The organism is Kitasatospora saccharophila, from assembly GCF_039529925.1.
Classification (GTDB): Bacteria; Actinomycetota; Actinomycetes; order Streptomycetales; family Streptomycetaceae; genus Kitasatospora; species Kitasatospora saccharophila.
The window spans coordinates 1-25,737 of sequence record NZ_BAAANS010000003.1 but is presented as its reverse complement, the minus strand read 5'-3'; the positions used below and the strand labels follow the sequence as shown (position 1 = coordinate 25,737).

Genomic DNA, 25,737 nt, shown 5'->3' with positions numbered 1-25,737 from the left:
CCCGGGAAGCACGCAGCGCGCCGGCCCGGACAGCCACGCTGGGGAAGCGCTGCCCGGACCGGCGACCTGCCTGTGCGGACGGGGTGGGGACCCGCCCGCGACACGTCCGCGCTCCGGCTCCGGAACGGGCCCCCGCCACATCGAGAGCGTCCCGGAACCCCCGTGGAGCACGGGTTCTTCCACGTCCGCGCTCCGGCCCCGGAACGGGCCCCCGCCACATCGAGAGCGCTCCGGAACCCCCTGGAGCGCGGGGTTCTTCCCTGAACGACGCCCAACCTAGCCCCGTTCCGGCCGGCCGAGTTGGCACCCGGTCCACACCCGCTTGGCACTGCGTCCACCGGTGGCCGAGGCTGGAAGGAACGATCCGGCAGCGGCCCGGCGCCGAAGAACCGGAGGGGGCCGGAGCACGAGGACGGGAGAACGCGGCGTGCGATGTCTGGTGACCGGTGCCACCGGGTACCTCGGCGGGCGACTGGTGCCCGAACTGCTGGCCGACGGCGCCAAGGTGCGCTGCCTGGTGCGCGACCCGGCCCGGCTGCGCGACCACCCCTGGCGGGCCGCCGTGGAGACCGCCACCGGCGACGTCACCCGTCCGGCCACCCTGGAGGGGGCCTTCGACGGCGTCGAGGTCGCCTACTACCTGGTGCACTCGCTCGGCAGCGGGCCCGACTTCGAACGCGTCGACCGGGACGCCGCCCGGGCCTTCGGCCTGGCCGCCGCCCGGGCCGGCGTCCGGCGGATCGTCTACCTCGGCGGCCTCGTCCCGCCCGACCTGCCCGAGGGCCGGCTCTCCCCGCACCTGCGCTCCCGGGTCGCCACCGGCCGGGCCCTGCGCGAGGGCGGCACGCCCGTCACCGAACTGCGCGCCGCCGTGGTGATCGGCTCCGGCTCGGCCTCCTTCGAGATGCTCCGGCACCTCACCGAGCGCCTCCCCGTGATGGTCACCCCGCGCTGGGTCGACACCCGGATCCAGCCGATCGCCGTCCGCGACGTGCTGCGGCTGCTGCTCGGCGCCGCCCACCTGCCCGACGACCCCGCCACCGACCGGGCCTTCGACGTCGGCGGCCCCGAGGTGCTCACCTACCGCGCCATGATGCAGCGCTACGCCCGGCTGGCCGGCCTGCGCCGCCGACTGATCGTCTCGGTGCCGGTGCTCACCCCCCACCTGTCCTCGCACTGGGTCGGCCTGGTCACCCCCGTCCCCAGCGGCCTGGCCCGGCCGCTGGTCGAGTCGCTGCGGCACGAGGTGGTCCGCTCCGAACGGGACCTGGACCGGTGGATCCCCGACCCGCCCGGCGGCCCGATCGGCTTCGACCGCGCCGTCGAACTCGCGCTGCGCCGGATCCGCGACGACGAGGTGGACACCCGCTGGTCCTCCGCCTCGCTGCCCGGCGCCCCCAGCGACCCGCTGCCCACCGACCCCGACTGGGCCGGCGGCAGCCTCTACCGGGACGTCCGGGAACGGCACGTCGCCGCGCCCCCCGAGGCGCTGTGGCGGGTGGTCGAGGGCATCGGCGGCGAGCACGGCTGGTACTCCTTCCCGCTCGCCTGGGCCGTCCGCGGCGCGCTCGACCGGCTGGCCGGCGGCGTCGGACTGCGCCGCGGCCGCCGCTCGCCCGGACGGCTGCGGGTCGGCGACTCGCTGGACTTCTGGCGGGTCGAGGAGATCGAACCCGGCCGGCTGCTGCGGCTGCGCGCCGAGATGCGGCTGCCGGGCCTCGCCTGGCTGGAACTGACCGTCACCCCCGAGGGCACCGGCTCCCGCTACCGCCAGCGCGCCCTGTTCCACCCGCACGGCCTGGCCGGCCAGGCGTACTGGTGGTCGGTCGCCCCGTTCCACGCGGTCGTCTTCGGCGGGATGGCCCGCAACATCGCCGCCCGGGCCGAGGCCGAATGAGCCGCCGACCGGGGGGTTGGTTGCGGAGATCCCCCCGAGTCGAGATATCTTGACGTCAAGACGTTGCAGACGTGGAAGCTGGAGCTACGGTGACTGACTCGACCATCATCTACACCCACACGGACGAGGCACCCGCCCTCGCCACGTACTCGTTCCTGCCGGTCGTCCAGGCGTACGCCGCCACCGCCGGCGTGAGCGTGGAGACCCGCGACATCTCGCTGGCCGGTCGGATCATCGCCGTCTTCCCGGAGTACCTCCAGGAGGACCAGCGCATCGCGGACGCCCTCGCCGAGCTCGGCGAGCTGGCCAAGACCCCCGGCGCCAACATCATCAAGCTGCCGAACATCTCGGCCTCCATCCCGCAGCTCAAGGCCGCCATCGCCGAGCTGCAGGCCCAGGGCTACGCCCTGCCCGAGTACCCGGACGAGCCGCAGACCGACGAGGAGCGCGACGTCCGCGCCCGCTACGACAAGGTCAAGGGCTCCGCCGTCAACCCGGTCCTGCGCGAGGGCAACTCCGACCGCCGCGCCCCGCTGTCGGTCAAGAACTACGCCAAGACCCACCCGCACCGGATGGGCGCCTGGTCGGCCGACTCCAAGACCAACGTCGCCACCATGGGCGCCAACGACTTCCGCTCCACCGAGAAGTCCACCGTGATCGCCGCCGACGGCGCGCTGCGCATCGAGCTGGTCGCCGAGGACGGCACCGTCACCGTGCTGCGCGAGAAGGTCCCGGTGCTGGCCGGCGAGGTCGTCGACGCCTCGGTGATGCGCGCCGCCGCCCTGAACGAGTTCCTGGCCGCGCAGGTCGCCCGCGCCAAGGCCGAGGGCGTGCTGTTCTCGGTGCACCTCAAGGCCACCATGATGAAGGTCTCCGACCCGATCCTGTTCGGCCACGTGGTCCGCGCCTTCTTCCCGAAGACCTTCGCCGCGTTCGGCGCCGACCTGGCCGCCGCCGGTCTCAACCCGAACAACGGCCTCGGCGGCATCCTGGCCGGCCTGGACAAGCTCCCCAACGGCGCCGAGATCAAGGCGTCCTTCGACGCCGAGATCGCCGACGGCCCGGCCCTGGCCATGGTCGACTCCGACAAGGGCATCACCAACCTGCACGTCCCCAGCGACGTCATCGTCGACGCCTCGATGCCGGCCATGATCCGCACCTCCGGCCACATGTGGGGCCCGGACGGCAACGAGGCCGACACCCTCGCCGTCATCCCGGACAGCTCCTACGCGGGCGTCTACCAGGCCACCATCGACGACTGCCGCGCCCACGGCGCCCTCGACCCGGCCACCATCGGCTCGGTCCCGAACGTCGGCCTGATGGCCCAGGCCGCCGAGGAGTACGGCAGCCACGACAAGACCTTCGAGATCGCCGCCGCCGGCACCGTCCGCCTGGTCGACGCCGACGGCGAGACCGTCCTGGAGCAGGCCGTCGCCCCCGGCGACGTGTTCCGCGCCTGCCAGACCAAGGACCTGCCGATCCAGGACTGGGTCAAGCTGGCCGTCACCCGCGCCCGCGCCACCGGCGACCCGGCCGTGTTCTGGCTGGACGCCGACCGCGCCCACGACGCCGTGCTGATCGAGAAGGTCAAGGCGTACCTGCCCGAGCACGACACCGAGGGCCTGGACATCCAGATCCTCACCCCCGTCGAGGCCACCAAGCTCTCCCTGGAGCGCATCCGCCGCGGTGAGAACACCATCTCCGTCACCGGCAACGTGCTGCGCGACTACCTGACCGACCTGTTCCCGATCCTGGAGCTGGGCACCAGCGCCAAGATGCTGTCGGTCGTCCCGCTGATGGCGGGCGGCGGCCTGTTCGAGACCGGCGCCGGCGGCTCCGCCCCCAAGCACGTCCAGCAGCTGGTCAAGGAGAACTACCTGCGCTGGGACTCGCTCGGCGAGTTCTTCGCGCTGGCCGCCTCCTTCGAGCACCTGGCCACCACCACCGGCAACGCCGGCGCCCAGGTCCTCGCCGACACCCTGGACCGCGCCACCGGCACCTTCCTCAACGAGGACAAGTCGCCCTCGCGCCGCCTCGGCGGCATCGACAACCGCGGCAGCCACTTCTACCTGGCCCTGTACTGGGCCCAGGAGCTGGCCGCCCAGACCGAGGACGCCGCGCTGGCCGCCGCGTTCGCCCCGCTCGCCGCGACCCTGGCCGAGCAGGAGCAGGCCATCGTCGACGAGCTGATCGCCGTCCAGGGCCAGCCCGCCGAGCTCGGCGGCTACTACCAGCCCGACCCGGCCAAGGCCGCCGCCGTGATGCGCCCGTCGAAGACCCTCAACGACGCGCTCGCCACCCTGGCCTGACGCCCCGGCACGGCACGCAGCACTGACGCCGCCGCGGCCCGCCCCCTTCCGAGGGGCGGACCGCGGCGGCGTCCGCGTTCTCCGGCGCCCCGGCCGGTCGAACGCCGTACTACTACTTCTCGGCCCAGGAGTTCCTGATCCAGGGTTCCGGCCGCCGGGGCGGTCAACTCCCTCCGCAGGCGGCGCCGTTCAGCACGAAGGTCGCCGGGGCCGGGTTGGTGGCGCCCTGGGTGGCGATGAAGCCGAGGGTGATCGAGCCGCCGGCCGGGACCGTCCGGGTGTAGTCCGCCGGGGCCACGCTCACCGCGCCCCCGCTCTGCGTCGCGGTGCCGCCCCACATCTGGCCGATCACCTGCCCGGCGGTGAACGCGAAGGACAGCGTCCAGCCGGACAGCGCGGTCGTGCCGGTGTTGCGGACGGTGATCTCGCCCTGGAACCCGCCGCCCCAACTGTTGGTCACCCGGTAGTCGACCCCGCAGCCGCCCGCCGGGGCGGCCGGGGTGGTGACCGCGACGGTCGCGGAGCGCTGCGAACGGTTGCCCGGCGGGTCGAAGGCGTAGACCGCGAAGGCGTACGCGGTGCCGGCGGCCAGGCCGGTCACGGTGGCCCGGGTGGTGGTGGTCGAGGCGACCACCGTCTCGCCGGCGGCGTCCACCCGCACCACGTCGTACCTGGCGACCCCGGTGTCGTCGGTCGACGCCGCCCAGGACAGCGTGGCCGAGCCCGCCGTGACCGCCTCGGCCACCGGCGCGCCGGGCGCGGTCGGCGGCATCGGCTCGGTCCCGCCGGGGGTGAGGACGAAGGTGGTGACGCTCTGCGCGGGCAGCGTCGCCGTGAACGACCCGCCCGCCTGGGCGGGACCGGCCTGGGCCGCCAGCGTCCTGGTGGCGTCCGTCACCCAGGCGGACACCGTGAACCCGGTGCCGCCCGCCAGGGTGAACTGCTGGCTCACCGCCGCGGCGCCCTGGTTGACGGCCACCACGGTCACCGCGGAGCCGCCCTGGTACGCCGAGGTCCACACGTTCGCCTGCGGGTTCGCGGGCGCGTCCAGCCGCACGTGCCCGGGGCGGACGAACTTCGCGAAGTGCGCCATCACCGCGCCGCGCTTGCTGATCTGCCCGTCCTCGCGCATCGGCCCGTAGCCGCGCCGGATGTACCACCACACGTACGCCTGGAAACCGCCGTCCACCAGCGCGTGGTGCATGTGCTCGCCGACGCCGAGCGCCTGCGGCCACAGGTCCGCGGAGTCCGAGCTGTTGGGGTAGTACACCTCCGTCATCCACAGCTCCTTGCCCTGCCCCTTCTGCTGGAACAGCGGGTACGGGAAGTTCGCGAACGAGGTGCCGTACAGGTGCGCCCCGAGGACGTCCAGGTTGGCGAGCGCCACCGGGTCGTTCAGGACCGGGTCGGAGAGGGCCTTCACGTACTGGAAGGACTCCGGGGCGATCACCCGGGTGCCGATCGCGCCCGCGTTCTCACGCAGGAAGCGGACGATCTCGTCGGACGTCCACCACGTCCAGTCCTGCGCGTAGTCGGGCTCGTTCTGCACCGAGACGGCGTACAGCTCGACCCCGTTGTCCGCCATGAACACCCGGAAGTCCTCCAGGTGCTGGGCGTAGGCGCCGTACATGTCGTGGCGCAGCCGCCGGGCGTTGGTCTGGCTGCCGCGGACGAAGGTCTCCACCATGGCGGCCGGCGGGTTCCAGGGCGAGGCGAAGACGATCGCGCCCAGCGCGGCGGCCCGCTTCGCGGTCGCCACCTCGCGGCTCCAGTTCGCCCGGTCCTCGTCGACGTGGATCCGCAGCACGGTGAAGCCCAGCTGGCCCGGGCCGTTGCCGAACGCGGTCTCGCGCTGGTCGGCCGTCAGGTCCCCGGCCCAGAGCGGGTGGTTCATGCCGCCGAAGCCCCGGATGCTCTGGCGCCGCACCGACGGGTCGATCAGCACCGCCGTACCGGCCGCCGTCGTCGCTGTCGTTGCCGCCGTTGCCGCCCCCGCCGTCGCGGCGAGCACCGGGAGGGCGCCGAGCGCCGCCAGTACGGTCCGTCGGCGGGGGGACGCCGTCCGGTCGGTCGAGGGGTCCTGCGGCACTGGGGTCACGGCGCTCTCCTGGGTCGCTCGGCGGGTGCGGGGGCCGGTCCGGGCCGGGGCGGAAGCAGGCAGCATTGTGGGCCGCCGCGCGCGCCGCGGGTCAAGGCGGCCGGACGGCGGGCCGACCCGCAGCGGGCGCGGACCGGGGGCGCTCCCGGGGAACGGCGCAGGTCGGCGCCGCCGGACGGCGCGGGCGGGAGCCGGGCGGGGCGGGGCGGCGGCCGTGAAACGAACAGAAAGGCGGGCCCCCGCCGCTGCGTTCCCGACCTCCGCCGGGAACGGACGGGTGCGCACTACAGTGCACGGTATGCCTACTCCGCAATTCATCCTGGACCTGCGCGAACACATCGGCCACGCCCCGCTGTGGCTGTCCGGCATCACCGCGGTAGTGGTCGACGACGGTCGGATCCTGCTCAACCGCCGCTCCGACACCGGCCGTTGGGCCCTGCTGCACGGCATCGTGGAGCCCGGCGAGCAGCCCGCCGACACCGTGGTGCGCGAGGTGCTGGAGGAGACCGGCGTCACCGTCCTCCCCGAGCGGATCACCAGCGTGCACACCCTGCCCGCCTTCGCCTGCGCCAACGGCGACCAGGTGCAGTACCTGGACGTCGCCTTCCGCTGCCGCCCGCTGTCCGGCGAGGCGGTGGTCGGCGACGAGGAGTCGCTCGCGGTCGCCTGGTTCCCGCTGGACGACCTGCCGCCGCTGGCCCCGAACGACACCCTGCTGCTGGAGAAGGCGCTCGCCGACCACCCCTCGCCCTGGTTCGCCGTGGGCTGAAGCGCCGCCGGAACTCCCCTCCGCCACGCGTCCGTTGGAGCCTCCAGGAGGCGATCATGGACTATCCACCGACCCGGCTGCCCGGACGCGGCCCCGGCTGGTACCGGGGCGACCTGCACGTGCACTCGGTGCACTCCGACGGCGGACTCACCCCCGCCGAACTGGCCGCGGCCGCCCGCGCCGCCGGGCTCGACTTCCTCGCCACCACCGAGCACGACTCGCCTGCCGAGCCCGGGAGTTGGGGTGAGGTGGGGGGCGACGACCTACTGGTGATCCTCGGCCAGGAGGTCACCACCCGCACCGGCCACTGGCTCGCACTCGGTCTGGCCCCCGGCCAACTTGCCGACCACCGCCACCGGTTGGGGGATCCGGCCGTCGACCAGGAACTGCGCGGGGTGCGCGCGACGGGCGGCCTGTGCGTCGCCGCGCACCCCCACGCGCCCTACCCCGGCGGGGAGTTGGCGTACCCGTTGGAGCTCTTCGACGCCGTCGAGGTGTGGAACGGGCAGTGGTCCGCCGACCTGCCGTGGAACGCCGACAACGAGGCCGCGCTCGCCGAGTGGGGCCGCCGCCTCGGCGCGGGCACCCGCACCGGCCGCTGGCAGCCCGCCGTCGGCAGCAGCGACACCCACCTGCCCGGCCAGCTCGGTACCCCGCAGACCGTCGTGCACGCCGAGGAACTGAGCGCCCCCGCGATCCTCGCCGCCGTCCGGGCCGGACGCAGCTGGATCGCCGAATCCGCCGCCGTACGACTGGAGTTCACCGCAGAGGCGGCCGGGCGCACCGCCGGGATCGGCGAACGCCTGGCCACCGCGGGCCGTCCGGTCGAGCTGCTGGTGCGGCTCTCCGGCCTCCCCGACGGCTGCACGGTGCACTTCCGCACCGAACGCGGCAAGGAGCACCGGGCCCCGGCCGGGGAGCTGGTGCGCTGGAGCACGGACGCCGAACGGACGGCCTTCGTCCGGGTCGAGGTGCGCCGCCCGGACGGGCGGGCGCTGGCGCTCACCAACCCGGTCCTGCTGGGGTGAACGGCTCGACGATCGCCGCCCGGTCCCGGGCCTCCGGCTCGCGCAGCAGCAGGCGGGCGGTCCGGATCGGGGCGGGCGGCCAGGGCGGCGGCGCGGGCGCGGTCGACGGTTCGGCCATGCCCGTCAACGTACCGGGTACGTCCGAGGGGCCGTCAGGAGGTCGCCAGGTCGCGGCACCAGGCGACCTCGGCGGCCAGCGAGCCGTCCGCGAGGTACTGGCGGACCTGCGGGGCGGCGGCCAGCGCGTCGGCGGCCTCCGGGACGGGCACCTCGCGGAAGCCGAGGCGCCGCCAGAACGCGCCCGCGTCGGTGGAGAACAGGTAGACCCGGCGGATGCCGCCCGCGGCCGCCTCGGCCAGCACGTCCTCGACCAGCCGGCGGGCGGTGCCGCTGCCGCGCCGGTCCGGCCGGACGGCGACGCTGCGCAGCAGGGCGGCCGGACCGGCGAGCTCCAGGGCGGCGCTGGCGGTCGGGCCGCTGGCGTCCCGGACGGTCCACAGCAGGGTGCCGGGCTCGTCCAGGCCGTGCGGGTCCAGGCCCTGGGCCCGCAGGAAGGCGGCGAGGTCGTCGAGGTCGGCGGTGGCGGTGGTCATCGGACGGGATCCCTCCGGGAAGGCTTTCGGAAAAAGGGGAGCGGCGCTCGGACGCTACCCGAGCGCTGTTACGCGTGGTGGCGCGACACCGTGTCGGCCGGGTGAACCGGCCCGCCCGCTCCGCCTGCCCTGCCTGCTCTGCCCGTCCCGCCTGCTCCGCCTGTCCGCCTGCTCCGCCTGGCCCGCCTGTTCCGTCCGGGCCATCCGCTCCCCCCGGTCCGTCCGGCCGGGGCGTCAGTGCGTTCCGGGCCCGAAGCGCCGTCGGTACGCGGACGGGGTGACGCCCGTGGTGCGGCGCATCAGCGCGCGCATGTTGGCCGCGGTGCCCAGGCCGCTCAGCCGGGCGACCACGTCGAGGCGCGGTTCGCCCTGCTCGATCAGTCGGCAGGCCAGGGCGAGCCGTTCCCCGGTGAGCCACGCCAGCGGGGTCGTGCCCAGCTCCCGCCGGAAGCGACGGTGCAGGGTCGCCGGGCTGACCGCCGCTCGCGCCGCGAGGTCCGCCACCGCGAGCGGCGCGTCGAGCCGTTCCTGCGCCCAGGCCAGCACCGGTGCCAGCGACGCGTCGGGGACGTCGGGCACCGGGCGTTCGACGAACTGCCGCTGGCCGCCGTCGCGGTGGGCCGCGAAGACCAGTCTCCGGCTGACGGAGTTCGCGACCTCGGCGCCGTGGTCGCAGCGGACGACGTACAGACCGAGGTCGAGGGCGGCGGCGCTCCCGGCAGCGGTGAGGATGTCACCGTCGTCCACGAACAGCACGTCCGGTTCGAGGTGGACGGTGGGGAAGCGGGAGCGGAAGGAGTCCGCCCACTGCCAGTGGACCGCGGCCCGGCGCCCGTCGAGGACACCGGCCTCGGCCAGGGTGAAGGCGCCGCTGCAGAAGCCGAGCAGGCGGGCGCCGCGCGCGTGGGCCCGCCGGACGGCGTCCAGGACCGCGGGCCGGCGGGGGGCTTCCACGTCGGGGCGGTTGGGGACGATCAGGGTGTCCGCCGCGTCGGCCGCCTCCAGGCCGGCGACCCCGCCGAGGGTGAAGAACCCGTCCCGCATCGTGACGGAGGGCTCGGGGGAGCAGAGCCGGAAGTCGTAGAGCTCGCGGCCGATCTCGGGCCTGCGCAGACCGAACACTTCGATCGCGCAACTGAGTTCGAACGGGTTCGAGTTCTCGTCCACGATCACGACCACCCGGTGCGGGCCCGGCGTCCGGGCCGGGTGCCGCGAGGAATCTTTCGCCATGTGCGATTCCTAGCACTCACCCCGCCCCGGTGGAACGGCCGAGGATGGGGCCATGAGCAACCAGCCGATCTCCCTCGCCCGGGCCCTGTCCTCCTTCGACGCGCTGTGGAGCCCGCGCATCGTCACGCACGTCAACGACTACGACGTCCGGATCGCCAAGGTCGAGGGCGAACACGTCTGGCACGTCCACGACGACACCGACGAGTTCTTCCTGGTCCTCGACGGGGAACTGCGCATCTCCCTGCGCGAGGCCGGGGGCGAGCGCACGGTCCGGCTCCCGAAGGGAGCGGTCTTCACCGTTCCGGCGGGCACCGAGCACAAGCCGTCCGCGCCGTCCGGCGCCGCGATCCTCCTGTTCGAGCCGACCGGGACCCCGACCGTGGGCGACCGCCACGAGGAGGTCCCCGCCCACGTGGACGCGACGACCGGGCACGCCCTCGACGCCTGAGCGGCAGAGGCCCCTCAGGCCGGGCCGAGGACGATGCGCTCGGTGACCTGGCCGGGGTGGACGGCCTCGCCGCGCAGGGTGGCGGGGTGGAGGTGGCCGGCCCGGTCGAGGGTGAACAACAGGTCGTGACCGGGCGGGAGTTCGCCGTCGGCGGGGCGGCGCAGGATGCGGGCGCCGGCCGCGTGCCGACGGGCCAGTTCGGGGCCGGTCAGGGCGGCGGGCAGCACCATCGCGGCGGGGGCGTCGCCGACCACGCCGGGGCCGGGCGCGGCGGCGGGCAGCCGGAACACCGGCAGCTCGGACCCGTCGTGCAGGACGGCCGCGGCGAGCGCGTTGAACTCGTCCTCGGCGGTCAGCAGGTACACCGCGGTGACGCCCTCCTGCTCGGCGCCCTCGCCGCTCGCGGCGGCCAGCAGCTCCCCGTCGGCGAGTTCCAGCCCGGCGGCGGCGATCCGGGCCCGCTGCTCGTCGCGCCCGGCCCACAGCAGCACGTCCAGGCCCGCCGAGCGCAGCACGGTGGCCAGTTCGACCGTCCAGGGCTCGCCGCCGACCAGCAGCGGGCGCGAGCGGGCCGGGCGGGTCACCCGCAGCAGCCGGGCCACCGGGACGGCGGTCAGGCCGTACAGGGTGACGGTGAGGACGATCACCAGGAAGGTGGCCGGGAGGATCTTCTCGGCGCCGCCGACGCCCGCCGCGGCCAGGCCGGCGGAGAAGGTCGCGGCGGTGGACGCGGCGACGATGCCGCGCGGCGCCATCCAGCCCAGGAAGGCCCGTTCGCCCTCGGCCAGGTCCGTCCCGACGGTGGACAGCGCCGCCACCACCGGCCGCACCACCAGCACCAGCACCGCGACCAGGGCCAGCGCGGGCAGCAGCACCGGCCGCACCGAGGCCCAGCCGACGGTCGAGGAGATCGACACGAACAGCACCCCGACGATCAGCGAGACCAGGGTCTCGAAGAAGGTCCGCCGGGCCGGCAGGTCGAACGCGGGCACCGTCGCCACCACCACGCCCATCACGATCGCGGCGATCAGCCCGGTGTCCTCGCGCAGCGCGTCGCAGACCGCGGCGACGCCCACCACGGCCGCCAACTGGGCGCTGGTGTCCAGCACTTCGCCCAGCCGCAGGCGCACCAGCAGCCACCACAGCAGCACCGCGCCGACCAGCCCGCCGAGCAGGCCCAGGCCCACGCTGGCGGCGAACTCCAGCAGGCCGGCCCCGAACTTGCGGTGCTGCTCGTTCACCAGCGCGTGGAAGACCAGCGCGCCGAGGATGCCGCCGACCGCGTCGATCAGCGAGCCCTCCCAGACCAGGATCCGCTGCACCCGCTCGGTGGGCCGGACGAAGTTCAGCAGCGGCCCGACCACCGTCGGGCCCGACACCACCAGGATCGCGCCGAGCATCGCCGCGGCCTGCCCCGAGACGCCCAGCACCGGCGCGGCCGCCAGCGCGGCGGCCGGGGCGGTCAGCAGGGTGCCGATCCACACCAGCCGCACCACGGCCTGCCGGGTGTGGCCGGTCAGCTTGCGCAGGTCCAGGCCGAGCCCGGCGTCGTACAGGATGACCGCGACGGCGAGCGAGACCAGCGGGGAGAACGCCTGGCCCAGCAGCCGGTCCGGGTGGACGTCGTCGGTGACCGCGCCGGCCGCGAAGCCCACCGGCAGCAGCACGATGATCGCCGGGATGCGCAGCCGGGCGGCCAGCAGTTGGGACGCGACGGCGAGTACCACGGTCAGGCCGGACCCGATCAGGATCTGCTCAGAGGTCATCCCGCCATCCCATGACGGCGACCGGCCCCCCGCCGCGCCACGCGCCCGGCGGGTCACCCGTCCGGCCCAACCGCGCCCAACCGCGCCCGGCCGGGTCGGGTCCCGGCCGGAGGGTCCGCCGGTGCGGCGGCCGGGCTCCCCGACGGCCGGGCGAATCGGGCGGTTTGCCCCGCGAATGGCGAAAAGCCCACCGGGGCAAGGGAGTTGCCAGGCCGAAGAAGTGCGGCCGAAACGCCGACTCCCGGTGACTGTCAGCGCCGCGTCCCTTACTGTACGGACATGGGTTCTAGGGGGAGCGCGGCCGCGGGCCGCGGCACGGCAGTGGTGATCGGCGGCGGACTGGCCGGGTGCCTGGCCGCCTGGGCGCTGCACGGCGTCGCGGACCGGGTCGTGGTGGTCGAACGCGACCGCTACCCCGACGGGGTCGACTTCCGCCCCGGCGTCCCGCAGGCCAAGCACGGCCACCTGCTGCTGGAGGCCGGCCAGCGCACCATCGACGAACTGCTGCCCGGCGCCCTCGCCGAACTCCTCGCGGCCGGCGCCACCCGGGTCCCGCTCTCCGGCGGCCTGCGCTGGCTCACCGCCGCGGGCTGGCTCGCCCGGTACGAGAGCGACCTCTCGGTGCTCACCTGCAGCCGTCCGCTGATCGACCACGTGGTGCTGGAGCGGGTCCGCAGCGCGCCGAACATCGAGTTCCGCACCGGCGCCGAGGTCACCGGACTGCTCGGCGACCGGCACGCCGTCACCGGCGTGCGGATCACCGGCCGGGGCAAGGACGGCGAGCAGGAGTCCGAGCTGGCGGCCGAGTTGGTGGTCGACGCCGCCGGGCGCTCCACCCGGGCCGCCAAGTGGCTCTCGGTGATCGGCGCGTCCGTCGTCCCCCGGGAGCGGGTCGACGCCGGCGTCTCCTACGCCACCCGGTTCTACCACCGGCCCGCCGACGCCCCCGCCGGCTCCGCGCTCTACCTGCAGAGCCAGGCCCCCGAGCGGGGCCGCTTCGGCGTCCTGCTGCCGGTCGAGGGCGACCGCTGGATCGTCGGCATGGGCGGCATGCGCGGCTTCGAACCCTCGCTCCAACCCGAGGAGTTCGAGAAGCAGCTCGGCCTGCTGCGCGACCCGGGCATCGCCGAGGCGGTCATCGGCGCCAAGCCCGCCGGCCCGGCCCGCGGCTTCGTCCCCGGCCCCAGCGTGTGGCGGCACTACGAGCGCTCCGCCCCGCACGGCTTCCTCGCCGTCGGCGACGCCTCCTGCACCTTCAACCCGGTCTACGGCCAGGGCATGACCGTCGCCGCCTTCGGCGCCCGCGCCCTGCGCAACGCCGTCCACAAGCACGGCGACCTCGGCCACGCCGCCGTCCGGGAGACCCGCGACGCCGTCGCCGCGGCCACCCGGAACCCCTGGCAGATGGCCGCCGGCGAGGACGTCCGCTTCGCCGGCACCACCGGCGGCCCCTCCGGCCTCCAGGTCCGCGTCCAGCAGCGGCTGCTGGACCGGGTGCTGGCCCGCGCCGTCACCGACGTCCGGGTCGCCGCCGCGTTCCACCAGGTCGCGGCGATGGTGGAACCGCCCACCCTGCTGTTCCGTCCCTCCGTGCTGGGACCGGTCCTGTTCGGCGGCTGACCACACGGCCGCACCGGACAGGCCGCCGGCTGGATCAACAAGGGCGTCAGCACCGCCTGGAGCCTGCTCGGCGGCAGCGCCTCCCGCGGCCTCGCCAACGCCGCCGACGGCCTGGCCGGCGCCCCCGACACCGCCGCCGAGGCGGCCGCGGCCCGCCAGCGCGGCCTCGACGACGCCGTCACCGAGAACGCGTACGCCCACGGCCAGTCCCGGGCCGGGCAGTTCGACGTCACCGTCGACCGCCGACTGGTCTGCCCGCAGTGCCGCGCCGAGACCCACGGCACGCCGTTCTGCCCCGGCTGCGGCTTCCGGCCCGCCCGGCCCCCGCAGTGCACCTCCTGCCACGCCGAACTGCCCGAGGGCTCCGCGTTCTGCCCCGGCTGCGGCACCCGGCGCTGACCGCTGCCGGTACGGCGCCGCCCCCGGCGGGGTCCTGCTGCTGGAGCGGACCCCCGGCGGGCGGGCGGTCGAGCGGGGCGGAGGGGGTCACGCGGCGCCCCGGCCCGGGGGCCGCGGGCGGCGGCCGCTCACGTCCCGTGGGTGGGGAGCAGCAGGATCCGCTCGGGGTCGTAGCGCCGCCAGGCGGGGCCCGCGGCGGAGCCGATCAGCCGCAGGCGGCACCAGGGCTCGTCGTCGGGGGAGCGCCACCAGGCGTTGATCCGGCCCAGCGCCCAGCTGCCGGAGCCGTCGAGCAGGACCTCCACGGGCTGGTAGGCGGGGTGGACGTCCTGTTCCGGCGGGGACCAGGCGGGGTCGGTCTGCAACTGCGGAGGATGCACTGCGGGCCTCCTTCGAGTCCGGTCGGCGGGGGCGACGGGTGGGGGGTGCCCGAACGGCCCGGCTGCTGGCGGTCGGGGATACTCTACAGAGGTGTAGAAACGAATGGCGGGCAATGGGTGGGCAATTCGGACGGCATGGCGCAACGCCGCCGCCCCGGTGGCGCGTTCGCACCGGATCCGCCCCGCCCCGCCCGCTCCGTCGGGTCCGCCCCGCGGTCGTCCGCCCCGCGGTCGTCCGCCCCGCGGTCGTCCGCCCCGCGGTCGTCCGCCCCGCGGTCGTCCGCCCCGCGGTCGTCCGCCCCACCGGTCATAGACTCGACGGATGACTGCTGAGGACTCCTCGATCGAGGCGCTGGGCGCCCTCGCCGACCCGGTGCGGCGCGCCCTCTACCGGCACGTCGCCGACGCCCCGCAGGAGACCGGCCGGGACGCCGCCGCGGCGGCGGTGGGCGTCTCCCGCTCGCTGGCCGCCTTCCACCTGGACAAGCTGGTGGACGCGGGCCTGCTCACCACCTCCTACCGCCGCCCGGCCGGCCGCGGTGGCCCCGGCGCGGGCCGCCCCGCCAAGCTCTACCGCCGGGCCGACACCGAGATCGCCGTCGCCCTGCCGCCCCGGGCCTACGGCGAAGCCGGCCGCCTGCTCGCCGAAGTGGTCGAACGGGCCGGTCTGGACCAGGAGTTGCAGGCCGCGGCCCGCACCGCCGGCGCGGAGCGGCGGCCGTCCGACCTGCCCGCCGCGCTGCGCGAGCGCGGCTACGCGCCGTACCGGGACGGGGAGGTGCTGCGACTGCGCAACTGCCCCTTCCACGCGCTGGCGGACGAGTTCCCGGCGCTGGTGTGCGGCATGAACCTGGCGCTGCTCCAGGGGCTGGCCGGGGAGGAGTGGGCGCCGGTGATGGACCCGGGCGCGGACGGGTGCTGCGTGTCGTTCACCCGCTGCGAGCCCCGGGACGACGGTCGGCGCGAAGTCTAAAAACAACAACTATTGACGATAGAAGGCGGGTCGGGCCATGCTGGCCGCATGACCACGCCCCGGCTCACCGCGCCCGCCCCCGGACACCACCTCGCCCAGGTCAACGTCGGCCGCACCGTCGCCGCCCTGGACAGCCCCGAACTCGCCGGATTCGTCGGCCAGTTGGCGGAGATCAACGCACTCGCCGAACGCAGCCCCGGATTCGTCTGGCGGATGGTCGACGAGGCGGGCGCCGACGCGACCGGCCTGCGGCCCGACCGGGACGACGACCTGCTCCAGGTCAACTGCTCGGTCTGGGAGTCCGTCGAAGCGCTCCGGGCCTACGTCTACCGCAGCGACCACCTGCGGGTGCTGGCCCGCCGCCGCGAGTGGTTCCACCGCCCCACCGAGGCCCACCAGGCCATGTGGTGGGTCCCGGCCGGCCACCGCCCCACCCTCGACGAGGCGATGTCCCGCCTCGCCACCCTCCGCACCCACGGCCCCGGCCCGGACGCGTTCACCTTCCGCGACCTCTAGTGCTCCGACCGGTTCGGTGCGCCGGATCGGTGCGTCGGGCCGGTGCGTAAAACGGCGCCCGCCCGGCAGTACACGCACTAGGGTGGCGCGCATGTCCGAATCCTCGACCAGAGACTTCTACGACGAACTGGCCCGCGACTACCACCTGATCTTCCGGGACTGGGACGCGAGCATGGCGCACCAGGCCAAGGTGCTCGACGGGCTCCTGCACCCGCGTCTGGGGCCGGGGCCGCACAGGATCCTGGACTGTTCGTGCGGCATCGGGACCCAGGCGATCGGACTGGCCCTGGCCGGGCACGAGGTCTTCGGCAGCGACCTGAGCCCGCTCGCAACGACACGGGCCGCCGCCGAAGCGGCGGCCCGGGGCGCCAGGCTTCCGGCAGTCGCCGCGGACATGCGTCAACTGCCCTTCGGGTCGTCGTCCTTCGATGTCGTCCTGTGCGCCGACAATTCGCTCCCGCACCTGCTGTCCGCGCAGGACGTCCAGGAGGCCCTCGTCGGCATGCGCCGCGTGCTCCGGGACGACGGACTGCTGGTGATCAGCCTCCGGGACTACGACGACGCCCGCCGGGCCAGACCCGCGACGACACCACCCCAGGTCTCCGAGACCCCCGACGGCAAGGTGATCAACTTCCAGCTCTGGCACTGGCACGAGGACGGCGAGCGCTACGACCTCGAACACTTCCAACTCACCCCGGCGCGGAGCACCTGGGACGTTCGAGTCCGCCGCACCACCTACTGGGCACTGAACCGCCAGCAGTTGACGGGGTTCGTGGCCGAAGCCGGCTTCACCGACATCACCTGGCACACCGCCGACTCCAGCGGGTATTACCAGCCCGTACTCACTGCCCGGCGCCCTTCGCCCCCGCACTAGCCCGGACGGACACCGGCGGTGTCCGTCCGTCAGTCGATGGGCTTCAGGCGGGTGCCCGCGGCCGTGACCGCCTCGACGGTGGTGGGGCCGCTGCCCGGGTTGTCGAGGGCCAGGGTGCGGGTGGGCGGGGCGGGTTGGTCGAGGCGGCGGGACGGCGTGGTGACGATCAGGCGGGAGACCCGGCGGCTGGCGGCGACCAGGAGGTAGGGGGTGCCGTTGGGGGCGCGCCAGCGGTACTGGGCGACGGTGTCCTGTTCGTAGCGGCTGCAGGCGCGGCCGTCCGCGTGCGCCAGCCGTTCGGCGCGACCACCGTTCGGGGGGAGCACCGCCGCCGCCGCGCTGCCGGTGCCGTCCCAGTGGTCGGCCCGCAGGCAGGCCCAGCCGAGTTCCCCGCCGTTCTGCGGGAGCTTCTGGTCGGCGAACTCCCACAGGTTCAATTGCCGTACCCCGGGGCCCGCTTCGGGGATCGCGCAGGCGCCCGCCGCCCACCGGCGCAGCGCCTGCGGGCCGACCGCCTCGCGGGGCGGCCGGGCCTGGGCGGAGGCGTCCGGCGGCGGGGTGTAGGTCAGGTGCGCGGGGGCGAGCCCGCCGAGGTCGGCGAGCAGGAAGGCGTGCTGCTCGGCCACCACCGGGTCCGAGCGCAGTTGCAGCGCCGGGCCGGGGCAGCCCGGCGCGGCCGTTCCCGGCACCGGGTCGGTGACGCCGCCGGGGAAGGCCAGCGGGCGCTCCGCCTCGTCCGGCCGGTCCAGCCGCCGGGTCGCCGCGGACGCGATCCACGGCGCCAGCAGGTACCTGGCCCCGCGGTCGTCGCGCCGCAGCACGACCGCCGCGCCCGCCGTCACGTCGCTGTCCCCGGCCGGGGCCAGCGCCAGGGCCGGGCCCGCCGGTTCCTCGGTGTACCTGGCCAGGCTCCGGCCGTCCGTCAGCAGGACCACCGGCGTGCCGTCCAGCCGTCCCGCGTACAGGAGTTGGGGTACGGCGGTGGGCGGCCCGGCCTGCTGCCAGGCGGCGGTGGCGCGGCCGACCAGGGCGCTGTCGTCGCGCAGTTCGCCGCGGGCGGGCCAGACGGCGAGGCCCAGCTTCGCGGTGCCGCGCCACAGGTCGTCGGCGCGGCGCTCGGCAACGACCTGGCGGGGGAGCGGGGTCGACGCGGCGGGCCGGTCGCTGCCGGACGGGGCCAGGACGGGGACGGCGGCGGCCGTCAGGGCCACCGCCACCGCCGCGGCGACCACCGCCAGCCGGCGGCGGCGCAGCAGGTCGCCCGGCTGGAGGTGGACCGTGCAGGCGTCGTAGCCGGGCGGGAGGTCGGACCAGTCGGGGGTGCGCGCGGCGCGCAGCAGTTCGGCCCCGGCCCGGGCGGAGTCGGCGGGGGCCTCCACCCCGGCCCAGGCCAGTACTTCGGCGGCCTCGGCCCGGTCCAGGCCGTCCAGCACCTGGAGGGCGAAACCCGCCCGCGCCGGGGCGGGCAACTCGGCCAGCCGGGCGTCGAGTTCGGCGTCCCCGTCGTCCGGCGGGGTGAACAGCCGCACCCCCCACACCCGGGGGAACGCGGCCCCGGGCCAGCGCCGTCGGCGCAGCGCCCCGCGCAGCACCCGGATCCGCGCCGCCGGGTACCCGTCCTCCCCGGCCGCCCGGCCGCCGAGTACGGGCAGCGCCCGCTGCACCACCGCGTGCGCCGCCACCACCCGGGCGTGCCGCCCCCGGTCGGCGGGCAGCGTCAGGTAGGCCAGGCACACCAGCCGCCGGTAGTGCCGCACCAACACGGCCTCCGCGGAAGCCCGTTGGCCCCCGGCGCCGGCCACCCCGGGCCGCGGCAGCGTCTTGAGATCCATCGGCTCCTCCAAGGCATCGGGACGGGACCCGGCTACGTCGGACGGACCAACGAGTGGATCATCGGATAGTTGCGCCACGCCCCGGCCGGGACCGCCGGGGGCCGGGCGCCGGTGCGCTGCCGACCGGGTGAATCCGGTTGCGCTGAGTAGTCAGTCGGTCGCCCCTTGCTGCTATCAATGGCGGTGCGCCCGACTCTCCGGGTCGCACCCCACAACGACGGTCCGCATGCGAAGCGTGCGCGGCGCGCACAGCCGTGCGACCGGAACGAGAACGGAACCCCCGCCCGATGGCAACCGCACTCCGCAGGACGATCACCCTGGCCGCGCTGGCCCTGACCGCCGCGCTCCTGCCCGCCGGAACGGCCGGGGCGGCCGACCCCGCCCCGCACCCCGGCGTCTACTGCCTGGCCAACGCCTGGGGCACCCCGGGCATCGGCACCAAGCCCTGCGAGGCCAAGGACCAGGGCCAGCACTTCACCGTCTCCGGCCAGCAGATCGCGCTCAGCAACGCCCCCGCGTACTGCCTGGCCAACGCCTGGAGCACCCCGAACGTCTCCACCAAGCCCTGCGACCCGCAGGACCTCGGCCAGTACTGGACCGTCTCCGGCCAGCAGATCTCGCTGACCTACGCCCCCGGCTACTGTCTCGCCAACGCCTGGGGCACCCCGGACGTCTCCACCAAGCCCTGCGACACCCGCGACCCGGGCCAGCACTGGGTGGTCTTCAACCAGCAGATCAGCCTGGCGTACGTCTAGACCCACCGCACGGCCCGGCACCCGCGACGCACGGGTGCCGGGCCGTTCCCGGTCGGTGGCGCGGTCGGAGCGGGCCAAGCGGTCGGAGCGGGCCGAGCGGCCGCTCGGCGCGGCCCGTCAGAGCGGGCCGTCGTGCCGGGCGCTGGAGCGCCAGTCGGCGGTGCGGACCAGGGACTCCAGGTGGGCCAGCCGGAACGGGCCCAGGGCCGGGTCGGACAGCAGGGCCGCCACCAGCGGCGGCCAGACCCCGTCCGGGCCGAACGCGGCGGCGGGGGAGAGGTGCAGGGCCGGGAAGCGCTCGCCGCTGGAGAGGGCCACCGGCGGGGTGCGGTCCCCGTCCCGGACGCCCAGCAGGGTGTCCGGGTCCTCACCGGGCTCGGGGCGGGCCGAGACCCGCACCTGGCCGTGGTGCGCCGCGACCAGGTACGTCACCAGGGACGGGTCCGGACCGGGCGCGTGCCAGTGCCCGCCGGCCAGCAGCAGGAGCGCGCTGACCAGTTCGTGCCGGAAGTGCGGGCGGACCGAGACCCCGTTGTTCCAGGGCGCCTTGGACTTGGCGAGCAGCCCCGGCGGCGGGTCGCCGCCGCCGTCGCGCAGCTTCTCCTGGAACACGTGGTGGCACTTGCCGAGGTCGTGCAGCCGGGCGGCCAGTGCCACCGCCTCCCGCTGCGCCCCGGTCAGGCCGGGCAGCCCGGCGGTGAGTGCCCGGGCCTCCTCCTCGGTCTCCCGCAGGTGCTGCTCCAGGCCCACCCAGGCCGCGCACCCGGACCCGGGCGGGGTGCGCCCGGTGAACAGCGGGGGCACCGGTACCCGGCTCTCCGGCCGCCAGCCCAGCCCCGGCAGGTGGCCGCCCCCGGCCGCGTCCAGGGTCAGCACCGCGCCCGCCCGCAGGTCCACCGCCCCGGCGGGCCGCCACCGGCCGTCGGTGCGGTCCCGCAGCCAGCCCCCGCCGTCCGCGATCCGGTGGCGGACCTCGGTGAGCGGCGCCTCGCACTGCTCGGCCCGCCCGGGCTCCGGCTCGTCCTCCGCCGGGCGGCCCGCCGCACCCCAGTCGCGCCAGGCCACGAAGACCGTCCGCTCCCGCAGCCCGCAGACCCAAGGGCTCGTGCTGACCGGCCCGGCCGTGCGCCCGGTGTCGAACAGCGCCGTCAGCACCTCCCGGCCCAGCCCGGGCACCCTCGGCCCGGGCCGCCCCGGTGCGGGCTCCCACCGGTCCGGGAACGGGGCCCGGAACAGGTCGGCGGCGGTGACCGCCGCCCCCTCGTGCGCCGCCAGCCACCGCTCCTCGTCGGCCAAGGACCTGGCCCCCTCCGGCGGGCACCACAGCAGCTCGCCGCCCTCCGGGTGCTCGCCGTGCCGGTTGCAGCGCCCGGCCCGCTGGACCACGGCGCCCCACGGGGCGAGCTCGGTGAACACCGTGCGGGCGGACAGGTCGGACCCGGCGTCCAGCGCCCGGGTCGTGACCAGGAACCCGTCCGCCGGCAACTCCCGTACCAGGGAACGCCGTTCGGCGGAGCGCAGGTACGGGAGCAGCAGCACCGCGGGCTGGTCGGGGTGCGCGGCGCGCAGCGCGGCGTGCACCTCGCGGGCCCGGGCCGGGGAGTTCAGCGCGGCGACGGTCCGGGTGCCGGGGCGGTGCGCCGCGCCCAGCGCCGCCACCAGGTCGGGGACGTACCGGCCCGGGGCCGGGTGCAGCCGCCGGGCCAGGCGGGTGCCGGCGGGCCCGGCCTCCGGCCCGGCCTCGGCGCCCCCGCCGGCCTCGGTGCCCCCAACGGCCTCGGCGCCCCCATCGGCCTCGGCCTCGGCGCCGGTGCTCCCGCCGGTCGAGGACATCCAGGTGGTCCGGGTCGGGGCCGTCGTGCCCAGCGCGTCGCGCCACGCCTGCAGCCGCTCCCCGGTGGGCAGGCCGGGGCCCAGCAGGGGCGCCTCGTCGAACACCCAGTGCGCGTCGTTGTTGAGCAGGCCGAACGAGACCGGCGCCATCGTCCGGGAGTCGGCGAAGCCGCGCATCAGCGCCCGGCTCAGCAGCACGTCGTGGGTGCCGACCAGGACCGCCGTCCGCTCCGGCCGCCGCCGCCAGGCGCCGTCCTGCCCGTCCGGGCCGGTCAGCAGGTGCAGGTCCACCCGCTCCGCGAGGCCCAGCCGCTCCAGCCAGCCGCCGACCAGGGCGTGCGTCCAGTCCGCCAGGCTGCCCTGCGGCAGCACGTACACCAGCCGCCGCGCGGTCCCCTCCGGCGCGGACACCGTCCGCCGGTACAGCCACGCCAGCACGGCCGCCGCGGTCTTCCCGCCCCCCGACGGCGCCCGCACCCACGGCGGCAGCCCGTCCGCCGCGAGCGCCCGCTGGTAGGCGTACGGCCGGTGGCCAGTCGCCGTGCGGAAGAACTCCCCGTACCCCTGCGCCATCCGCGTCCCCTCCTCGCCGTGGACCCCGACTCTAGGGCGCGGCCCGGACGGACGGGGAGGGGTGGCGGGGCGTCAGCCCGCGGCCGCGCCGTCCGCGCAGCGCACCGGGCGGCTGCACGGCGAAGGCTGCCCGACGCGGCACTGGCGGTCGGACGGGCCGACCCACTCCGCCGGAAAGCCGCACCCATCCGCTCCGGCCGCCGCTCCGAACACTCCACGGGGACCCCGGTCCCCGCCGCGCAACGCCCGCACCCCGCAGAGCCGACAGAGCGCCATGTCGACACGGCGGAGCTCCCCGCACCGAAGGCAGCACCATGACACTCGCCATCGTCCTGTTCACCCAGGACCTGCGCCTGCACGACAACCCCGCGCTGCACGCCGCCCGCACCGGCGCCGACCAGGTGGTGCCGCTGTTCGTCACCGACCCGGCCGTCACCGCCGCCGGCTTCGCCGCCCCCAACCGCACCGCGTTCCTGGCCGGCTGCCTCGCCGACCTCGACGCGAACCTGCGCCGGGCCGGCGGACGGCTGCTGGTGCGCGAGGGAGACACCGCCGAGCAGACCGCGAAGCTCGCCGCCGAGACCGGCGCGGCCGCCGTCCACGTCGCCGCCGGGGTCAGCGGGTACGCCCGGCGGCGCGAGCAGCGGCTGCGCCGGGCCCTGGGCGACCGGCTCCGGGTGCACGAGGGCTCGCTCACCGCCGTCCCGCCCGGCGCCGTGCTGCCCGCCGGGCGCGACCACTACGCCGTCTTCACCCCCTACCACCGGGCCTGGCAGCAGGCCCCCCGCCGCACCCCGCTGCCCCCGCCCCGCGACCTGCGCACCCCCGAGGACCTGCGCGGCGCCCCGCTGCCCACCGCGACCCCCACCGCCCGCCGGCTGCCCGACCCCGGCGAGGACGCCGCCCGCCGCGCCTGGCAGCACTGGCGCACCGAGAACTACGCCGACCTGCACGACGACCTCGCCGCCGACGGCACCTCCCACCTCTCCCCGTACCTGCACTTCGGCTGCCTGTCCGCCAACGAACTCGTCCACCTCGCCGAACGGCGCGGCGGCCACGGCGCCGAGGCCTTCGTCCGCCAACTGGTCTGGCGCGACTTCCACCACCAGGTGCTGGCCGCCCGCCCCGACGCGGCCCGCGCCGACTACCGCCCCCGGCACGACCGGTGGCGCGAGGACCCGGAGGAGCTCGCCGCCTGGCGCGAGGGCCGGACCGGCTTCCCGATCGTCGACGCGGGCATGCGCCAGCTCGCCGAGACCGGCTGGATGCACAACCGGGCCCGGCTGCTCACCGCCAGCTTCCTCGCCAAGTCCCTCTACCTGGACTGGCGTTCGGGCGCCGACCACTTCCTGCACCACCTGGTCGACGGCGACCTCGCCAACAACCAGCTCAACTGGCAGTGGGTCGCCGGGACCGGCACCGACACCCGCCCCAACCGGGTCCTCAACCCGCTCACCCAGGCCGACCGCTACGACCCCGACGGCGCCTACGTCCGTCGCTGGGTCCCGGAGCTCGCCCACCTCCCCGGCGGCGCGATCCACCGCCCCTGGAAGTCCGTCCGCCGCCCGGCCGGCTACCCGCTGCCGCTGATCCCCCCGGACAGCACCGGCCACCGCCTGCGCACCGCCCGCATCCCGCAGGACACCCTCCCGGGCGTCTGACGGCCGCGGCGCTCCGGGGGCCGGGCCGGTTCAGGCGCTGGGCGTCATCAGGACGAAGTCCGCGCCGGACGGGTCGGTGCAGACCGCCATCCGGCCGATGTCCGGGGCGGTCTCCGGGCCCATCACGACGAGGCCGCCGTGGGTGGCGACGGTGGCGGCGGCCCCGTCGCAGTCGGCGACGGCGAAGACCGGGTGCCAGGAGGGGGTGCCCCGGGAGAGGGTCAGCTCGGCGGGGCCGACCTGGAGGACGCCGCCGTGCATCCGCTCGGGGGGCTGCCCGGCGGGGGTGACGATGGTGTAGGTGCCGGTGCCGCCCGGCATGGGGGTGTCCTCGTGCCGCCAGCCGAACACCGTCCCGTAGAAGGCGAGGGCGCCGGCCGCGTCGGTGGTGTAGAGCTCCGTCCAGCACAGGCCGCCGGGCCCGTCGACGGCGGCCAGGCCGCCCGCCCGGCCCGGCGTCCAGACCGCGAACCGCCCGCCCTGCGGGTCGGTGAACTGGGCGAACGAGGCCCAGTCGGCCACGTCCCGGGGCTCGACCCGCACGGTGCCGCCCGCGCGCAGCACCGAGGCGGCGGTCTCGTGGACGTCCGGGGTGAAGAAGTAGACCATCCAGGCCGAGCGGGCGCCGCGCTCGGTGAGCGGGCCGAGGCCGCCCGCGGTCCGGCCGGCGGCGGTCGCGAGCAGGAAGCCGTCCGCGCCCGGCGGCGCGCTGAACTCCCACCCCAGCACCGGGCCGTAGAACGCGGCGGCGGCCGGCACGTCGGGCGCGCCCAGGTCCAGCCAGCACGGCGAGCCGGGCACGAAATCGGTGGTGATCACGGCGTTCTCCCTTCGCCGGAACGCGGTCGGGGCGCTGCGGGGGCACCCGCGGGGCACTGCGGGGGCGCTGCCGCTGCGCTCGCGGGGCACTGCCGGGGCGCTCCTCTCCCAGCCTGTCACCGGCCCCGGCGGTACCGCCAACCGGAGTAAATCCTGTGCAGATCGTCGGATCGAGCAGCGAATTCGGCCGTCGAACGGACCACGGCCATGACATTTCGCGGAAATTACTCCTCCCGGCCGCTAAATCGTCACCTGGAACAGGGTTGCCGCCGGAGGAAACGGGCAGAGGCCGCATACCCCCAGCGATCCCGGAGAGAGGCAACAGAGTGGCACTGAGCGTGAGCTACGGGGAGCGGTACGGCTGGACGGTGGTCCAGGTAGCCGGAGAAGTGGACATCAGCGGAGTCGCAGCCCTGCGCGAGCGGCTCCAACGACTGGTCACCGACGGCTGCCTGCGCATGGTGGTCGACATCAGCCGGGTCGACTTCTGCGACTCCACGGGCTTCGCGGTCCTGGTGGCCACCCGTCGCATGCTGTCCTCCCGCGACGGGCAGCTGCGGCTGGTCCTGCCCGGACCCGACGTCCACACCCGCAAGATCCTCCAGCTGTTCGGGATCGAGCGGATCTTCGACGTCCACGACTCCGTGGACGAGGCGCTCGCCGACCTGCGCGAGGCCGTCCTGACCGGGGAGGCCGTCGAAGCCGTCCCCCGCCCACGGGAAGGGACCCGCGCCACCACCGACTGAGCCCGCCGCCGGGAGCGGAGCGGCGGAGCACCGCCGGGCCGACGGCACCGTCAGCGGCGACGGTGCCACCACCGACGGAGCCGGCGGCGGAGCCGTCAGCGCGGCGTGCCGAAGTCCTGCGTCCACCAAGGCCCACCGGCGCCCAGGTGGACCCCCACCCCCAGCTCGGTGAAGCCGCAGTTCAGGATGTTCGCCCGGTGGCCCGAGCTGTTCATCCAACTGTCCATCACCGCGGCCGCGTCCTTCTGACCGCGCGCGATGTTCTCCCCCCACCCGCTCCAGGCGTACCCGACGGCGTCGATCCGCTGCTGCGGACCGGCGCCGTCCGGGTTGGTGTGGTCGAAGAAGTTCCGCGCCGCCATGTCCTCGGAGTGCCGCAGCGCCGCCGTCGCTAGCTTCGCGTTCGCCCCGAGCGGCCCGCAACCCGCCTTCGCCCGCTCCGAGTTGACCAGGTCGAGCACCTGCTGCGCCAGGTCCGCGGCGCGCTTCTCCGCGGAGACGGAGGCGGGCGCGGACGACGGGGGAGCGGACGGCGCGGGCGCGGCGGACGACGCGGGCGGCGCGCTCGACGCCGCGCTCGGCGACGGGGCGGGCGGGGCGGCGGGGGCGGCGCGGCCC

General features: G+C 75.8%; 23 protein-coding genes. 13 read left to right on the top strand and 10 right to left on the bottom strand.

Going from position 1 to position 25,737, the window contains the following annotated elements; genetic code table 11:
- Window positions 1-427 precede the first annotated feature (427 nt).
- A complete protein-coding gene (locus ABD345_RS03225; RefSeq protein ID WP_344550139.1) occupies window positions 428-1,897 on the top strand; it encodes an SDR family oxidoreductase in 1,470 nt (489 codons plus the stop codon).
- Between the two features lie 89 nt (window positions 1,898-1,986).
- Window positions 1,987-4,206, top strand: coding sequence for an NADP-dependent isocitrate dehydrogenase (locus ABD345_RS03220; RefSeq protein WP_344550138.1), 2,220 nt, complete (start codon window positions 1,987-1,989; stop codon window positions 4,204-4,206).
- Window positions 4,207-4,369: 163 nt separating this feature from the next.
- On the opposite strand, the gene xynC is transcribed toward ABD345_RS03220, so the two are convergent.
- A complete protein-coding gene (gene xynC / locus ABD345_RS03215) occupies window positions 4,370-6,304 on the bottom strand; it encodes a glucuronoarabinoxylan endo-1,4-beta-xylanase XynC (protein WP_344550137.1) in 1,935 nt (644 codons plus the stop codon).
- Window positions 6,305-6,602: 298 nt separating this feature from the next.
- Here xynC and ABD345_RS03210 point away from each other — a divergent pair, with 298 nt between their 5' ends.
- Together ABD345_RS03210 and ABD345_RS03205 are read left to right on the top strand one after the other, a co-directional pair.
- Complete coding sequence (locus ABD345_RS03210) at window positions 6,603-7,073, top strand: NUDIX hydrolase (protein ID WP_344550136.1); 471 nt, start codon at window positions 6,603-6,605, stop codon at window positions 7,071-7,073.
- A 56-nt stretch (window positions 7,074-7,129) separates the two neighbouring features.
- The gene (locus ABD345_RS03205; protein WP_344550134.1) at window positions 7,130-8,101 is read left to right on the top strand and encodes a CehA/McbA family metallohydrolase; all 972 of its coding nucleotides are present in this window, start codon (window positions 7,130-7,132) and stop codon (window positions 8,099-8,101) included.
- Here ABD345_RS03205 and ABD345_RS03200 read toward each other — a convergent pair.
- The 3 genes from ABD345_RS03200 to ABD345_RS03190 form a co-directional block, all read right to left on the bottom strand.
- The gene (locus tag ABD345_RS03200; protein WP_344550133.1) at window positions 8,076-8,219 is read right to left on the bottom strand and encodes a hypothetical protein; all 144 of its coding nucleotides are present in this window, start codon (window positions 8,217-8,219) and stop codon (window positions 8,076-8,078) included. The genes ABD345_RS03205 and ABD345_RS03200 overlap by 26 nt on opposite strands.
- A 34-nt stretch (window positions 8,220-8,253) precedes the next feature.
- Entirely contained in the window at window positions 8,254-8,694 is a 441-nt protein-coding gene (locus ABD345_RS03195) for a GNAT family N-acetyltransferase (RefSeq protein ID WP_344550132.1), read from the bottom strand.
- A gap of 234 nt (window positions 8,695-8,928) precedes the next feature.
- Window positions 8,929-9,924, bottom strand: coding sequence for a GlxA family transcriptional regulator (locus tag ABD345_RS03190; protein WP_344550131.1), 996 nt, complete (start codon window positions 9,922-9,924; stop codon window positions 8,929-8,931).
- A gap of 52 nt (window positions 9,925-9,976) precedes the next feature.
- Here ABD345_RS03190 and ABD345_RS03185 point away from each other — a divergent pair, with 52 nt between their 5' ends.
- Window positions 9,977-10,372 (top strand): cupin domain-containing protein, encoded by a 396-nt coding sequence (locus ABD345_RS03185; protein WP_344550130.1) that lies wholly within the window; start codon window positions 9,977-9,979, stop codon window positions 10,370-10,372.
- Between the two features lie 14 nt (window positions 10,373-10,386).
- Here the strand turns inward: ABD345_RS03185 and ABD345_RS03180 are convergent, their stop codons facing one another.
- Window positions 10,387-12,138, bottom strand: a complete 1,752-nt coding sequence (locus tag ABD345_RS03180) for a cation:proton antiporter domain-containing protein (RefSeq protein ID WP_344550129.1) — start codon at window positions 12,136-12,138, stop codon at window positions 10,387-10,389.
- A gap of 279 nt (window positions 12,139-12,417) precedes the next feature.
- On the opposite strand from ABD345_RS03180, the gene ABD345_RS03175 reads away from it, so the two are divergent.
- Window positions 12,418-13,758: an NAD(P)/FAD-dependent oxidoreductase gene (locus ABD345_RS03175; RefSeq protein ID WP_344550128.1), complete on the top strand. Its 1,341-nt coding sequence runs from the start codon at window positions 12,418-12,420 to the stop codon at window positions 13,756-13,758.
- A 33-nt stretch (window positions 13,759-13,791) separates the two neighbouring features.
- Complete coding sequence (locus ABD345_RS03170) at window positions 13,792-14,157, top strand: zinc-ribbon domain-containing protein (protein ID WP_344550362.1); 366 nt, start codon at window positions 13,792-13,794, stop codon at window positions 14,155-14,157.
- A 128-nt stretch (window positions 14,158-14,285) separates the two neighbouring features.
- On the opposite strand, the gene ABD345_RS03165 is transcribed toward ABD345_RS03170, so the two are convergent.
- Window positions 14,286-14,522: a hypothetical protein gene (locus ABD345_RS03165; RefSeq protein WP_344550127.1), complete on the bottom strand. Its 237-nt coding sequence runs from the start codon at window positions 14,520-14,522 to the stop codon at window positions 14,286-14,288.
- 337 nt (window positions 14,523-14,859) lie between these two features.
- Here ABD345_RS03165 and ABD345_RS03160 point away from each other — a divergent pair, with 337 nt between their 5' ends.
- From ABD345_RS03160 to ABD345_RS03150, 3 genes are all read left to right on the top strand, one after another.
- Window positions 14,860-15,510 carry a helix-turn-helix transcriptional regulator gene (locus ABD345_RS03160; RefSeq protein ID WP_344550126.1) on the top strand — a complete coding sequence of 217 codons (651 nt, stop codon included), beginning with the start codon at window positions 14,860-14,862 and terminating at the stop codon, window positions 15,508-15,510.
- A gap of 48 nt (window positions 15,511-15,558) precedes the next feature.
- The gene (locus ABD345_RS03155; protein ID WP_344550124.1) at window positions 15,559-16,026 is read left to right on the top strand and encodes a DUF3291 domain-containing protein; all 468 of its coding nucleotides are present in this window, start codon (window positions 15,559-15,561) and stop codon (window positions 16,024-16,026) included.
- A gap of 91 nt (window positions 16,027-16,117) precedes the next feature.
- Window positions 16,118-16,900 (top strand): class I SAM-dependent methyltransferase, encoded by a 783-nt coding sequence (locus tag ABD345_RS03150; RefSeq protein WP_344550123.1) that lies wholly within the window; start codon window positions 16,118-16,120, stop codon window positions 16,898-16,900.
- Window positions 16,901-16,929: 29 nt separating this feature from the next.
- Here ABD345_RS03150 and ABD345_RS03145 read toward each other — a convergent pair whose 3' ends face one another.
- On the bottom strand, window positions 16,930-18,732 hold the full coding sequence (locus ABD345_RS03145) for a hypothetical protein (protein ID WP_344550122.1): 1,803 nt from the start codon (window positions 18,730-18,732) through the stop codon (window positions 16,930-16,932).
- 287 nt (window positions 18,733-19,019) lie between these two features.
- Here ABD345_RS03145 and ABD345_RS03140 point away from each other — a divergent pair, with 287 nt between their 5' ends.
- Complete coding sequence (locus tag ABD345_RS03140) at window positions 19,020-19,487, top strand: ricin-type beta-trefoil lectin domain protein (protein ID WP_344550121.1); 468 nt, start codon at window positions 19,020-19,022, stop codon at window positions 19,485-19,487.
- 117 nt (window positions 19,488-19,604) lie between these two features.
- On the opposite strand, the gene ABD345_RS03135 is transcribed toward ABD345_RS03140, so the two are convergent.
- Window positions 19,605-21,893: a CRISPR-associated endonuclease Cas3'' gene (locus ABD345_RS03135; RefSeq protein WP_344550120.1), complete on the bottom strand. Its 2,289-nt coding sequence runs from the start codon at window positions 21,891-21,893 to the stop codon at window positions 19,605-19,607.
- Window positions 21,894-22,207: 314 nt separating this feature from the next.
- On the opposite strand from ABD345_RS03135, the gene ABD345_RS03130 reads away from it, so the two are divergent.
- Entirely contained in the window at window positions 22,208-23,554 is a 1,347-nt protein-coding gene (locus ABD345_RS03130; protein ID WP_344550119.1) for a cryptochrome/photolyase family protein, read from the top strand.
- Window positions 23,555-23,584: 30 nt separating this feature from the next.
- On the opposite strand, the gene ABD345_RS03125 is transcribed toward ABD345_RS03130, so the two are convergent.
- Window positions 23,585-24,373, bottom strand: coding sequence for a VOC family protein (locus ABD345_RS03125; protein ID WP_344550118.1), 789 nt, complete (start codon window positions 24,371-24,373; stop codon window positions 23,585-23,587).
- Between the two features lie 326 nt (window positions 24,374-24,699).
- Here ABD345_RS03125 and ABD345_RS03120 point away from each other — a divergent pair, with 326 nt between their 5' ends.
- A complete protein-coding gene (locus tag ABD345_RS03120; protein ID WP_344550117.1) occupies window positions 24,700-25,119 on the top strand; it encodes an STAS domain-containing protein in 420 nt (139 codons plus the stop codon).
- 95 nt (window positions 25,120-25,214) lie between these two features.
- Here ABD345_RS03120 and ABD345_RS03115 read toward each other — a convergent pair.
- Window positions 25,215-25,737: CAP domain-containing protein (locus tag ABD345_RS03115; protein WP_344550116.1), on the bottom strand; the 523-nt coding region annotated here is incomplete at its 5' end.